This is a genomic window from Streptosporangium sp. G11 (assembly GCF_051192615.1).
GTDB lineage: Bacteria > Actinomycetota > Actinomycetes > Streptosporangiales > Streptosporangiaceae > Streptosporangium.
On the sequence record NZ_JBPJUQ010000071.1, the window covers coordinates 1 to 14,141 of the forward strand.

The 14,141-nt window shown below is 73.4% G+C and carries 5 protein-coding genes and 1 pseudogene; 3 read left to right on the forward strand and 3 right to left on the reverse strand.

Annotated elements, in window-relative coordinates:
• A pseudogene (locus ACSDR0_RS39740) lies at positions 1 to 473 on the reverse strand (iron-containing redox enzyme family protein); the annotation flags it as partial.
• Between the two features lie 617 nt (positions 474 to 1,090).
• On the opposite strand from ACSDR0_RS39740, the gene ACSDR0_RS39745 reads away from it, so the two are divergent.
• Positions 1,091 to 4,534: an AfsR/SARP family transcriptional regulator gene (locus tag ACSDR0_RS39745; RefSeq protein ID WP_435294122.1), complete on the forward strand. Its 3,444-nt coding sequence runs from the start codon at positions 1,091 to 1,093 to the stop codon at positions 4,532 to 4,534.
• A 109-nt stretch (positions 4,535 to 4,643) separates the two neighbouring features.
• On the opposite strand, the gene ACSDR0_RS39750 is transcribed toward ACSDR0_RS39745, so the two are convergent.
• A complete protein-coding gene (locus ACSDR0_RS39750) occupies positions 4,644 to 6,389 on the reverse strand; it encodes an FAD-dependent oxidoreductase (protein WP_435294123.1) in 1,746 nt (581 codons plus the stop codon).
• 304 nt (positions 6,390 to 6,693) lie between these two features.
• Between ACSDR0_RS39750 and ACSDR0_RS39755 the strand changes: the two genes are divergently transcribed.
• On the forward strand, positions 6,694 to 7,596 hold the full coding sequence (locus ACSDR0_RS39755) for a GAF domain-containing protein (protein ID WP_435294124.1): 903 nt from the start codon (positions 6,694 to 6,696) through the stop codon (positions 7,594 to 7,596).
• An 80-nt stretch (positions 7,597 to 7,676) separates the two neighbouring features.
• Here ACSDR0_RS39755 and ACSDR0_RS39760 read toward each other — a convergent pair whose 3' ends face one another.
• Positions 7,677 to 13,223, reverse strand: coding sequence for an amino acid adenylation domain-containing protein (locus ACSDR0_RS39760; RefSeq protein ID WP_435294125.1), 5,547 nt, complete (start codon positions 13,221 to 13,223; stop codon positions 7,677 to 7,679).
• 300 nt (positions 13,224 to 13,523) lie between these two features.
• On the opposite strand from ACSDR0_RS39760, the gene ACSDR0_RS39765 reads away from it, so the two are divergent.
• A complete protein-coding gene (locus ACSDR0_RS39765; RefSeq protein WP_435294126.1) occupies positions 13,524 to 13,979 on the forward strand; it encodes a hypothetical protein in 456 nt (151 codons plus the stop codon).
• Positions 13,980 to 14,141 lie beyond the last annotated feature (162 nt).

Consider the following 14,141-nt stretch of genomic DNA (forward strand, 5'->3'; position numbering starts at 1 on the left):
CCGCTCAGCCGGGGAATCGCCCAGGTGTGCGGGTCGGCCTCCTTGAGATGGTAGATCGACCGGTGCGCGACGAACTCGCGGAACTGCTCCAGGTCGGCCTGCCCCTGGAGGAATCCGGCCAGGTCGGGCCCGTCGGCGGTGGCCATCAGCTCGGCCAGGGCCTGGCTCGTCTGCTCGGGCCGCGAGGCGGGTGGGTACGCCACGGCCCGCGCCAGCCCCTCCTCGAACCGCGCCTCCAGGATCTCCCGTACCTCCAGCAGCGAGGGGTTCCACTCCCACCGGTCGTCCACGCCGTCGAAGCCCTGGTAGTGCAGCTCGTAGCAGACGTAGAGCGCCAGCTGCACGTCCTCGTCCACGAGGACCGGGCCCGCGAAACGCGCCGGGAACGACAGGAGCGGGAGCGAGAGGAGGCCGAAGCGGTGCGGCGGGCGTACCAGCCGTTCGAAGAGCAGGGAGGTGATCGGGCCCCGCACAGCGGGTAGCGCCGGAACCCTGCCGGGAACCCGCGGGTCCCGCTTCGAACGCGGCGTTGACGACGTTGACGGCGACTTCGAGGGCGCCGGGGGATGTGATGGGCCGGAGGACTTCGAAAGCCCCGGTGCGCGTGACCGGATCGGAGCCTTTGAGGGCACCGGGAGACGCGACACCCCGGAAGGCGGTGAAAGCCCCGGCGGGCGCGACCGCACCGGAGACTCCGGGAGCTCCGGAAACTCCGGGAGCTCGGGAAGCTTCGAGGCCGCGGGGAAACCGAAGGCCGCCGGGTGCCCGCCCGCGACCTCGGATGGATCCTTCACCGTGATGCCGTCGTCGTGGACGTCGGTGATGCGCCGCCCGTAATGAGCTGACGCGTCGAACCCGCGCGCCATACGTCCCCCCGTTCGATGACCCCCAGACCGATCCGATGCCCGCCCCGTAGCCCTCGAAACGCCCTCAAGATCATTTCTTTCCCTTGATGAACTGCAGAAACAGCGAAATACGCGAATGTCGTGATGGTTTCGAACGTACCCCTGCCCTCCGATCGGGCCGGGACCGCACCCCTCGGGCCGGAAGCGCGTCCGGCGTTCTCGCGCGAGAGGAGAATGGGGTCCTGATGAGAGTCGGAATCCTGGGGCCGCTGCGCGTGGACGGCGGGCCGCCGCACGCGCACGGCACCGAGATCCACGGTGCGCGGCTACGGATCCTGCTGGTCAGGCTCGCCCTCGACCCCGGCCGCGTGGTCACCGCCGAGCGACTCATCGACGACCTGTGGCCCGAGGGTCCGCCCGATCACCCGGCGAACGCGCTGCAGTCGCTGGTCTCCAGGCTCCGCCGCCGGTTGCCCGGCGCGGTCGCGTCCCACCCCGCCGGTTACCTCCTCGACCTGCCGCGCGAGGCGGTCGACGCCTGGGCCTTCGAGCGACTGGCCGCCGAGGGCCGTACCGCCTCGGGCGATCCCACCGTGGCGGGGTCCCTGCTGCGTGAGGCGCTGTCCCTCTGGCGCGGCCCGGCTCTCGCCGACGCGTCCGTCCTGCCCTTCGCCGCCGCCCCCGCCACCCGCCTGGAGGAGTTGCGCCTGTCGGCGTTGCGGGCCCGCTTCGACGCCGACCTGGCCCTGGGACACGCCCCGGTGGCGGAGCTGGAGGAGGTGGTCGCGGCGCATCCGCTCCGCGAGCCCTTCCACGCCCGGCTCGTGCTGGCACTGCTCGCCGAGGGGCGCCGCACGGAGGCACTCGCGGCGTACGAACGGATCAGGCTGAGCCTCGCCGAAGACCTCGGCCTGGACCCCGGCCCCGAACTACGCGCCGCGCACCTGGCCGCCCTGCGCGGCGAATCTCCCCATACGGCGTCCGGCCCCCGCGAGGCCGTCGCGGACGCCCCCGGCCCTGCGGACGCCCGCGGACTCGCGGAGACCCCCGGACTCGCGGGCGCGCGGTCCCGCCGGGACGGCGTGGAGTCCCGAGACCCCGCGGAGCCTCGGGAGCGCGGGAGACCCCGGGATCGCGGGGATCGCGGGGAGCCTCGGGACAACCTGCCCGCGCGGCTGACGAGTTTCGTCGGCAGGCGGGAGGAGCTGGCCCGGCTCGGGGAGTTGCTCGGGACCGCACGGCTGGTCACCCTCACCGGGCCCGGCGGAGTGGGTAAGACCAGGCTGGCGATCGAGACCGCCGCGTCCCTCGACGTACCGGACGGGGTCTGGCTGGTGGAGCTGGCCCCGCTCTCACACCCGTCCGGTGTGGCGGCGGCCGTGCAGGTCGCGCTGAGCGGAAGCGGCCTCCTGGCGGACCACCCCGCCGCGCCGTGGAGCGGAGCGGATCCCGGGAGTGCCCCCGGCGAGACCGGTCACCGGGGTGAGCTCGCGAGCGAGGCCGACGGTGCGGGATACGCGGGCGCCCCCGGCCGGCCGCTCCACGGGGAGGGTGACTCGCTGGAACGGCTCGCCGTGGCGCTCCGTGGCAGGGCCCCGGTGCTGGTGCTGGACAACTGCGAACACGTGATCGACGAGGCCGCGCGGGTCGCCGACCGGCTGCTCGCCGCCTCCGGCGGGCTGCGGATCCTCGCCACGAGCCGGGAGCCCCTGGACATCACCGGGGAGAACCTCCACCCCGTGCCTCCCCTCGATCTCCCCGCGCCGGACGCGCTCCTGCAGGAAGCGCTGGCCTGCCCGGCGGTGACGCTGTTCGGAGACCGCGCGGCCGCGGCACTGCCGGGTCTGCGCGTCGACGACGACACGGTGGCCGACGTCGTACGGGTCTGCAGGGAGCTCGACGGCATCCCCCTGGCGATCGAGCTGGCGGCGGCCAGGCTGCGTTCCCTCGGCGTCGGGCAGCTCGCCGACATGATCGGTGACCGGCTGGCGTTCCGCGGGAGCCGTACGGCACAGCCGAGGCACCGCACGCTGCGGGCGGTGATCGACTGGAGCTGGGACCTGCTGAGCTCCGACGAGCGTACGCTCCTGCGCCGGATGTCGGTGTTCTCCGGTGGCGCGACCGCGGACGCGGTGGGGCGGATCTGCGGGTACGGCGTGGACGTGGTCACGTCGCTCGTCGACAGGTCCCTGGTCACCGTCGTGCCGGCGCCCCGGGCGGGCGGGGAGGTCCGCTACCGCCTGCTGGAGACACTGCGCCGGTACGCCGCGGAGAGGCTGGAGGAGGCGGGCGAGACCGGCCGGACGCGTGCCGAGCACGTCCGCTACTTCGTCGAGCTGGCCGAGGCGGAGGAGCCGTTCCTGCGGACCGGCGATCAGCTGCGCGCGCTCGCGGTGCTCGACGTCGAGCAGGGCGACCTGGACTCCGCGCTCGACCACGCGATCTCGTCGGGAGACGGCGATCGGGCCCTTCGAATGATCATGGCCAGGCTGTGGTACTGGATGATGCGCGGCCGGCGCGGGGAGGCCGGGGCATGGGCGTCGGCGGTGCTGGCGGCCGTCGGCGACGAACCCCCTCCCGGCCGGGAACCGGCACACGCGCTGTGCGTACTGGCCGCTCCCGCCGGTACGCCGATGACGGCCGACCCGTCCGCCGCGCGGTCGCGGGCCCTGGCGACGTTGTGGGAGTCGGACCACCCCGCGGCGCTGGGGTCGTGGGCGATCGTGAACGGCTACACGGCCGGGACGGCGGAGGCCCACAGGCGGGCACTGGCCGCGGTCGAGAGGTTCGGCGGCCACCCCGCCCCGTGGATGAGGGCGACCGCGCGGCTGATGGGCGGGATCGTCGAGTTCGAGTACGGGCGGGCGGGGGCGTCACGGGCCGAGGAGCTGCTGCGTCCCGCGGTGGACGACTACCGCCTGACCGGTGACCGGTGGGGGCTGTCGATGGCCTTCTACTGGCTGTCGCTGGTGGCGGAGAACCGCGGCGACACGGCCGGCGCCCTGTCGCTGCTGGAGGAGGCCGTGGCACCGGCGACCGAGATCGGCGGCCTGGAGGCGGTCCCCGGGCCGATCATGGTGCGGGTACGGCTCTGCCGGCTTCGTCTCCGCGCGGGAGACCTCGCCGGGGTGGAGGCCGAACTGGCTCGGGCGGAGGCGGCGGTGAGCCGTATCGGGGACCCGATCGCGACCGCCCGCCTCCGGCACGTCCAGGGGGAGCTGGCCCTGCGGCGGGAGGACCCCGAGCGGGCCGAGTCCCTGCTCGGCGAGGCGCTGGACCTGCTGCGGGACCAGGCCATGGTCTCCCCGCAGCTGGTGGCGCTGATCAACGTGGAGATCGCCCGGGTGCACCGGGCACGCGACGAGCCGGACGCCGCCCGTTCCCCGCTGCGCCGCGCGCTGGAGTCGGTCGCTCCGAGCGGCGACGAGACGGTGCGCGCGTCGGTTCTGGAGGAGGTCGCCGAATGGCACGCCTCGACCGGCGACCTGGAGAGCGCGGCCGTACTCCTCGGAACGGCGCTCACGCTTCGCGGAATCGACCGGACGGCCGACCCCGCCGTCCGCGCGCTGGCCGCCCGCGCCGCCGAGGCGCTCGGCGAGGACCGCCACCGGGCGGCACGCGCCCGTGGCGCCGCCCTGCGTGACCCCGAGTCGTTCGCCCTGGAAGGGCTCGGCCGCCTGCCGCGATGACACCGCGTCCTCTACGGGCCTGGACACGTCGGCGGGCCCGAGCACGGGGGCCGCCGCGGTGACGATGACACCGGTGCTCCGCCACGGGCCGTCGCGATCGCATCGACACTCAGCCGCCGGCCGTCGCGACGACACCCGCCAGGTAGTCCTCAAGCCCGTCCTCACCACCGTGGTAGCCGACGTAGCCGTCGGGGCGGACGAGCACCAGGCCCCTTCCGTAGTGGCGGTGGATCCGGCCCTCGACGTCGAGCAGGTCACCGGGCTCGCGCGGCTCGTCCTCCCGAAGCACGGCGTGCGCGCGCACCCTGGGCCCGTACGCCGCGTTGACCTCCTTGACGAGCGCGGCGTGGGTCGTACCGACGGCCAGGAGTGTGAAGTGGGGCCCGCGCAGGACGTCGAAGAGGCGACCGACGCCCGCCACGGCGTCCAGGGCACTTCCGACGCCCGCCACGGCGCCCGGGGCACTTCCAGCGCTCGGCACCGCGCCCCGGACACTTCCGGCGCCCGGCGCCACGTCCGGGCGCGTCCCTGTGCCGAGCACGGCGTCCGGGACGCGCTCGCCGCCGCGCTCGCCGGCGGACAGCGAGCGGCCCCGGTAGCCGAGCAGGAGCTGCTGTGTCTCCTCGCCCCGGGTGTGCGCGTCCCGCTCCCCCTCCCCGGCGCGGCGGTGGAGCCTGGTGCTGATGCCGAGCACGTCCGCCGCCACCGGGAGCCGCTCCTCCTCGTAGGTGTCGAGCAGCCGCTCGGGAGCGCCGCCGAGGACGCCCGCGAGCTTCCAGCCGAGGTTGTAGGCGTCCTGCACGCCGGTGTTGAGGCCCTGACCGCCCGCCGGGGAGTGCACGTGCGCGGCGTCCCCCGCCAGGAAGGCGCGACCCACGCGGAACCGTTCCGCCATACGGATGTTCACCCGGTAGAGCGACATCCAGGAGACCCCGGTGAAGCGGACGTCCTTCCGTCCCGATCCCTCGTCGAAGACCTTCTGGAAGGACTCGGGGGACAGTTCGGGCGTCTCGCCGGTGACCGGCGCGGTGAACTGGAAGACGTCGGTGCCCGGGAGCGGGCACAGCGCGACGTGCGTCGTGTTGGTGGCCATGTCGGCCCACACGTGCCAGTACTCACGGTCGAGGTCGGGGGTCCTGACGTCGCCGATGAGCATGCGCTCGGTCTCGAACGTCTCCCCCTCGAAGCCGATGGCCAGATGCCTGCGCACGAAGCTGCGCCCGCCGTCCGCGCCGACGAGATAGGCACACCGCACCCTCTCGGCAGCGCGATCATCACCCCCGGAACCGGGCCGCGAGGCGGAACGAAACCCGCTCCCGGAACCGGGGTCAAAATCAGGACCACTCCCGGAACCAGAATCGGGACCGGAGTCGAAATCAGGACCGCTCCCGGAACCGGAGCCAAGGCCCGGCCCCGTGAGGGTGACCGTGACCCCGTCCTCGTCCTGCTCGAACCCCGTCACCTCGACGCCGAACTCGACCCGCCGTCCCAGCTCGGCGAGCCGGTCGCGCAGGATCCGCTCGATCCGCCACTGCGGCTGCATGAGGACCATCGGGTACGGCACCTCGGCATCCGGTTCCCTGATCTCGTGCATACGGCCCTCCCAGATCACCCGGTCCTCCCGGTAGGCGCGCATGGCCGGGTAGATCTCGCCGGTGGCGAGGACCTCCTCGATGACGCCGAGGTCGTCGAGGACCTCCTGCGTCCGCGGTTGGACGCCCTTCCCGCGCGACCCGGCGGGGGGTTCCGGCGACCTCTCCACGATCCTGACGTCCACCCCGCGCCGGGCCAGGTCGACGGCGAGTGTGAGTCCGGTCGGCCCCGCGCCGACGACGAGCACCTGGGTCTGGTCCATCGTTGCCTCCTCGTTGATCAGCTGCTCGGTCAATCGGCTGATCGGCTGATCAGTCGCTCGATCGCTCAGGAGGCGAGCGTGGCGGGCGGCGCTGCCAGATCGCTGTCAGCGTCCTGCCGCCGTCCCGGCCGCGCTGTCACAGCTCTGCCGGAGGACGCTCGCGGCGCGACCGGGCGCTCTCGAACAGATCGCGCCGGTGTGACCGGTCTTCGATTCGGGATGTTTGGCATGACCGTTTACGGTCATCCCATGGGGAACCTCGGCCCCCGTGGCTCCCACCCGTCCCCTACCGGAAGCGGTCCTGGTGTCTGCCTCTCCGCCCGTGTCGGCGTCCGCCGACCAGTCCACCGCCGCGAACGGCGAACCGCTCCCGTCCGCGCCCGCCCTCGAAGCGGAAGCAGCGCGACCGGCTCACGGAAGTGACACGGAAGCGGAACGGCTGGCCGCGGTGCGGCGATACGAGATCCTCGACGCCCCCGGGGACGGGGCCTTCGACGAGATCGCCAGGCTGGCCGCGACCGTGTTCGACACCCCCATCGCCACGGTCAGCGTCGTCGACGCCGACCGGGTGTGGTTCGCCGCCACCCGGGGACTGGACGGAGTGGCACAAGTCGGTGTCGAGCCGGGCCTGTGCGTCTCGGCGGTGCTGGCGGACGGCCCGTACGTCGTGGGCGACGCCGCGATCGACCCGCGCACCCTGGATCACCCTCTGGTCCGCGGGGAGCTGGGGCTGCGGTTCTACGCCGCCGCCCCGATCGTCACCCCCGAGGGACACCGGCTGGGCACCGTGAACGTCATCGACCGGCGGCCCCGGGAGGTCACCGCCACCCAGACGGCGGTGCTGACCGGGCTCGCCGCGCTGGTCGCCCGGCATCTGGACCTTCGGCTGAAGACCATCCACGCCATACGCGCCGAGCGGCGGCTCCGCGAGGAGTCCGACGAGCGCGCCGTCGTGACCGCCGCGCTCGGCGAGCGCCTGCGCCAGGTCGCCTCCGAGGAGCGCGACACGGGCGGCCACCCCGAGCTGTGCCAGCTCGGCGGCGCCGGGCGGCAGTGTCCCGGTTCCGCCGAGCTCAAGATCGCCGATGGCTGGGGCGACTCGGCATGGGCCTGCACCGCGCACGCCGAGGAGGCCCTCTTCGTGGCGGCGGTGTTCATCGCCAACAAGGACCTCGGCGGTCTGAAGGCCTACATGAACCGGAACTGACCCGCCCCCGCGACGCCTCCGGAACGGCCCGGCCACTCGGCGGCCGGGCCGTTCCAGAGATCGCGCGAGGACCCCGCCCGTCAGGCGCCCACCCCGGCGCGGCGGGCCTCGATCGCCTCCAGTCCCACCTGGTCGTCGGGGAGGGCGTCGGGCATCTCGGTGTCGAGTTGCGCCAGCCGCCTGACCCGCAGCGCCCCGGCGACGACCAGCGCCATCCCGAGGGCGCAGACCAGATAGAGCAGCCCGATGCCCCGGCCGGGTCCCACCCCGATCACCGCGCCGACCGTCGAGGCGAGGGGACCGCCGGGGACGAGCAGCGGGTCGAGGAGGGCGGCGCCCAGCGGGGCCACCAGCCCCATGCCGATCGGCAGGGTCGACCAGGCGACCAGGGTGTTCAGCGCGAAGACCCGGCCGTGGTAGCGGTGCGGCACCTTGATCTGAACGATCGTGGTGTAGATCGAGTTCATGACGGTGAGGAAGAAGGTCAGCGCGAACGCGCCGATCCCGATCGTCACCAGCGACGGGCTGAGGCCGACGACCACGCTCCCCGCGGCCATGGCCAGCGTGGCGGCCAGGACTCCCCGGAAGCGCCGCTTGGGCGGCCCGCCCCACAGCGCCATGGTGAGCCCGCCGAGCAGCACGCCGAGGCCACTCACCACCGAGATGCGGCTGACGTCGGCGAGGGTCGCGAAGGAGAGCACCAGCGGGGACACCAGCAGCAGGAGCGGCGACAGGAAGATGTTGAGCACCGCGAAGAAGGCGAGCATCGAGCGCAGGCCCCGCTCGTTCCAGGTGTAGCCGAACCCCTTGGCGATCTCGGTGGTCAGCGGCTCCCTCGGCCGCCACGGCAGCGTGGCGGGGAAGCGGACGAGGAGCACGACGGCGATCGCGAAGACGTAGCTGGCCACGTCGATGGCGACGATGCCGCCCAGCCCGATCCAGGCCAGCAGACCCGCGGCGATCAGAGGTACGACCAGCTGTGCCACGCCGCCCGTCATCTGGGTGACCCCGATCGCGTGGCCGAGGTAGTGCTTGGGGACGAGCTGCGGGACCGCGGAGTTGTAGGCCAGCCGCTGGAAGCTGCTCGCGACCGACAGCGAGATGACCAGCAGGTAGATCTGCCAGAGCCGGAGCTCGCCGAACAGGATGATCCCGGCGAGTACCGCCTGGATGGCCGCCGAGGCGCAGTCGGCCAGCAGGATCACCCTGCGCCGGTCGCCCCGGTCCACGATCGCCCCGGCCAGCGGCGAGATCAGCAGCCCGGCGAGGTTGAGCACGGCCAGGATCGAGAACTGCGTCACCGAGCCCGAGTCGACCAGCACCGTGAGCGGCAGCGCCCACCCGACGAGCGCGGAGCCGATCATGGATATCTGCTGGCCCGCGGAGAAGGTGAGGAATCGCCCCATGCTGGGCTCTACGGCGTTCTTCTCGGTCTTCGTCTCCGACGTCCTGGCGATTCCGTGGACCCACCAGGTGTCGTCGGGCCCGCGTTCCGGTGGCGCGTCCAGCCGGTCGTGGATCTGCAGGATCCCGGCCAGCTCCTCGGCCCGGTAGCGGAGGAAGAAGTGCCCGCCCTCGTCGAGGACGACCAGGGCCGCGGTGTCGGCGATGAAGTGCCACTCCCTGAACCGCTCCTCGTAGAAGTCGGTCGCCGGGTCGCGCTCGCCGATCACCGAGACGACCGGGGCGCGCAGCCGGACCCGGCCGGGGGTGTCGAACAGGTCGGTGAAGTACTTCTCCGCCGCCTTGCCGTCGTGGCGCATCGTACGGATGATCCGGTCTGCCACCCCCGGGTCGAGCTCCTCCAGGTCGACACCCCGCGCCTTGAGCCAGTTGATGTCGCCCTGGCTGCGGCGCAGGCTCTCGAACTCCCCGATGCGCGACAGGGCGCGCATCAGGCCGCGGGGCCGGGCGAAGGGGAAGATCGCCCCGATGTAGACGGCCTCGACCTCGCGTCCCGCCGCCTCCACGCGCCTGGCCAGCTCGGTGGCGAGACCGGCGCCGACCCCGCAGTGACCGTAGATCACGACCGGGCCCTCGACGGTCCGCAGGATCTCCTCGGTACAGCGCCTGGCGAGCTCGTCGAACTCCTCGGGCTCCTCGTCCAGCCCGACGTCGTTGCCCGGGATGGCGACGGCGTAGAGCGCCTGGTCCTTGGGGAGCGCGTCGGCGAGCGGCTGGTAGACGATCGCGCTGCCCGAGCCGTACGGGACGCAGACGTAGCTGCGCGTCACCGTACGGCGGGGGGTGAGCCGCTGGAGCAGCGGGCGGGCCCCTCCGCCGCCGGGGCCGCCGACGAACCCGGCCAGCTCCCGCACGGTGCGGAAGGAGAACAGGTCCACCAGGCCGACCTGCGGGCTGCCCTCGGGCAGGGCCTTGCGCAGCTTGGCCACGACCTGGATGGCCAGCAGCGAGTTGCCGCCCAGGTCGAAGAAGTCGTCGCCCGCGCCGACGCGCTCCACCGAGAGCACCTGCTCCCAGACGGCGGCGATCGCCCGCTCGGCGTCGTTCTCCGGCTCGACGTACTCGGCGGCGCCGGGGCTCTCCGGGACGGGCAGGGCCTTGCGGTCCAGCTTGCCGTTCGGCGTCAGCGGCAGCGCGTCCAGGGTGACGAACATCGAGGGGATCATGTAGTCGGGCAGGGTGCCGCCGAGGGCGACCCGCACCCGGGCGGTCTCCGGCGGCTCGTCCGCGACGAGGTAGGCGACGAGCCGCCGGTCCCCCGGCACGTCCTCCCTGACGATCACCGCGGCGTCGCGCACCCCCGCGCGCTCCCGCAACGCCGCCTCGATCTCTCCCAGCTCGATCCGGAGGCCGTGCAGCTTGACCTGGTCGTCGAGGCGGCCGAGGAACTCGATCGTGCCGTCGGGCAGCCACCGGGCCGCGTCGCCGGTCCGGTAGACGCGGTCCCGGCCGAGGGGGAAGAACCGCTCGGCGGTGAGCTCGGGCCGCCGATGGTAGCCGAGGGCGACGCCGACCCCGCCGATGTGCAGCTCGCCGGGGACGCCCACCGGCACCGGGCGGCGGTGCGGATCGAGCACGTGCAGCGCGATGTTCTGGATCGGCGCGCCGATCGGCACGCTCGTCCTGCCCGCGAGCGCCTCGGCGGTGCACTGCCAGGAGGAGACGTCGATGGCGGCCTCGGTGGGGCCGTAGAGGTTGTGCAGCTCGGCGCCCGGCAGGGTCGCGAGGCAGCGCAGGGCCAGGTCGACCGGGAGCTCCTCCCCGCTGCAGATGACGCGCCGCAGCGAGGTCAGGCCCCGTACGCCCTCCTCCGACAGGAAGATCCCGAGCATCGAGGGGACGAAGTGCGTCGTGGTGACGCCCTCCGAGGCCACCAGGTCGCGCAGGTAGGCGGGGTCGCGGTGCCCGCCGGGCTCGGCCAGCACCATCCTGGCGCCCGTCATGAGCGGCCAGAAGAACTCCCAGACCGACACGTCGAAACCGCCGGGCGTCTTCTGCAGGACGACGTCGTCCCGCGTCAGGCCGTAGCGCTTCTGCATCCAGTCGAGGCGGTTGACGATGCCGCGGTGGCTGTTCGGCACCCCCTTCGGCCTGCCCGTCGAACCGGAGGTGTAGATCATGTACGCCGCCGCACCCGCCGCGTCCACACCACCCGCCGCGCCCGGCTCGGCCGCGCCGCTCGCGGCCCCCTGAGCGGTCTCCGAAGCGGCCCCTGAAGCAGTCCCCGGAGCGGTCTCCGGAGCGGCCCCTGAAGCAGTCCCCGGAGCAGCCTCGCCGGCGTCGGCTTCGACACCAGCGCCGGCACCACCGGGAACGTCGGCGTGCCCGGAGGCGGCCCAGACGGCGGGGTCGTCCAGGGCGAGGACGGTGGCGCCGTGCCGCGCCAGAGGGTCCGCCAGGTGCCGCTGGGTCAGCACCACGGCGGCGCCCGCGTCGGAGAGCATGAAGGCGAGCCTGTCGGCGGGGTAGTCGGGGTCGAGCGGCACGTAGGCCGCCCCCGTTTTGAGCACACCCAGCAGCCCGGCCACCAGCTCCGCCGACCGCTCCGCGCAGACCGCGACCAGCGATCCCGCTCCCGTCCCCGAGCCGCGCAGCACGCGGGCCACCCCGGCGGCCCGCTCGTCGAGCTCCCGGTAGGTCAGCGACTCGCCCCTGAAGGTGACCGCGAGGGCGTCGGGACTCCGCGCCACCTGGGCCTCGACGAGGCCGTGCAGCGTCGCGCCGTCGGGGAAGTCGGCCGCCGTGGCGTTCCACTCCTCGGTGAGGAGGCGGCGCTCGGCCTCCCCCAGCAGCTCCAGCTCGCTCACCGGGACGCCGGGCCGGGCGACGGCGTCCCTGAGGAGGTTCTCCAGGTGCCCGGCCATGCGCTCGACGGTCGCGGCGTCGAACAGCGCGGTCCGGTAGGTGAAGGTGGCGGTCATGCCGCCCTCGGCGGTGGGGACCAGATAGAGCTCGATGTCGTAGCGCGCCGAGCCCGGCGCCATCGCGAAGTCCTCGGCCTCCAGGTCACCGGCGGCATCCGCGGCGACGGCGAAGTCGTGCATGGAGAAGAGCGCGTCGGCGAGCGGCTGCCTGCTCGGGTCGCGGGGCACGTCGAGCGCGTCGACCAGCCGCGTGAAGGGCAGTTCCTGGTGGTCGAGGGCGTCGATCACCACGTCGCGGGTGCGGGTGACGAGGTCGGCGAAACCGGGGTCGCCGTCGAGGCGGGCGCGGAGCACGAGGGTGTTGACGAACATGCCGACCACGTCGTCCAGCCCGTCCCTGGTCCGCCCGGCGACCGGCGTGCCGACGGCGAGATCGTCCCGTCCGCAGTAGCGGGCGAGCAGCACCTGGAAGGCGGCGAGCAGGGTCATGAAGCGGGTCGCGCCGCGCTCCGCGCCCAGCCCGGTCAGGGAGGCGACCAGCTCGGGGTCGAGCCGGTGAACGTGGGAGGCGCCGTCGAGGGTCAGCCGGGGTGGGCGGGGCCGGTCGGAGGGCAGTTCCGCGCGGGGCAGCCCGGCCAGTTCCCCGCGCCAGAAGGCCAGCTCGCGCTCGAACGGCCGCTCGCGCTGCCAGAGCGCGAAGTCCCCGTACCGGACGGCGGGCGCGGCGGGGGCGTCTCCCCGGTAGAGCGCGAGGAGGTCGGCGAAGAGCAGCTGCGTCGACCTGCCGTCGGCGGCGATGTGGTGGACGAACAGCGCCAGGACGTGGTCGTCGTCCGCGATCCTGATCAGGGTGGCGCGCAGCAGCGGCCCCTCGGCGAGGTCCAGCGGCTCGGCGCTCTCCGCGCCGATCAGCTCGGCGGCCTCCGCGCCCGTGGCTGCCTCGGCCAGGCGCAGCGGCACCGGCGCGGTGGGGACGACGTGGACCGCGGGCCGCCCGTCCTCCGTCGCGGGGAAGCGGTGGCGCAGGCTCTCGTGCCGGTCCGGCAGCGTGGCCAGCAGGTCGCGCAGCCGGTCGGCGTCGATCGGGCCGCGCAGCCGCACCGCGACCGGGAGGGTGTACGTGGAGGTGCCGGGGGTGAAGTGCTCCATGAACCACAGGGGTTCCTGGACCGGGGAGAGCGGGGGAGGAGTGCCCTTGGGCCCGCGCGGGATCTCGGGGCGTTCGGTGTCGACGGCCCCGCCCCGCAGCCTGCGCCTGAGCAAGTCCCGCCTGGCATCGGACAGATCGGCGACGGACATGGCCTCATCCCCCTGTGACGATGTCTTCGCGGGTACGCCGGGACGGCGCGGCGCCGGGGTGAGGGGGCGCGGCGCGCTCACGATGAATCCACGGAAACCATCGGATGCGCACCCCAGTGTGCGCAGAACAGGAAGGAAGGTATCCCAGAAGAATTCGCGTCTCCACCAAGGTCCACTGGCCACTTCCGGCATCCGGAAAGGGGTGACGGCCTGACCGCGAGCGTGCCGAAAACGCGGCGCCCCGGCGCGTGGGAGCGGGGGAAGCACCGGTCTCCGGGTACGGGAAGGTACGGTCAGCTCATGTCCGAGCGCAGCATGCCGCATGACCTCGCCGCCTGGGCGTGCCCTCACGGGCAGGACGCTCGCAGGGGTTGCACGACCTGCTACGAGGAGTCCGGCGACCCCGACACGTCGAATCCCTTCTGGGAGGTCGCCGCGTGGTTCACCACCTCGCGGCCGATCCCGATCAGGACGCTGCAGGACGCGCACCACCACGGCCGCCACTTCGCCCTCGACCAGCCGTCCACGCCGCTGGTCTATCTCCTGACCGGCCGCGCCCGCGCGGGCGACAGCGTGCAGGCGATCGCGGGCGTCGTCGGCTTCCTGCTGCACAACCGGCACGTGGTGGCCGACTTCACCGTGACCGAGACCCGCGCCACCCTCCGCTCACCCGGCACCCCCAGCGCGCCCAACGCGACCCGCCGGACCGACAAGTGGCTCCAGGACCAGCGCCGCCCCGACGGGCGCCAGCGGTGAGGGCTCCCCTGCCGCGCCACGGACGACACCTACGGCGATCCACCGCCGCACCGCGGACGACACGTACGGCGACCGATCGGTCCTCCACTGCCGCGCAGCGGACGACGCCGCGGATGACAAGGTAGGGCGGCAGTCCCTAAGCTCGACAACACCATTGTCGAA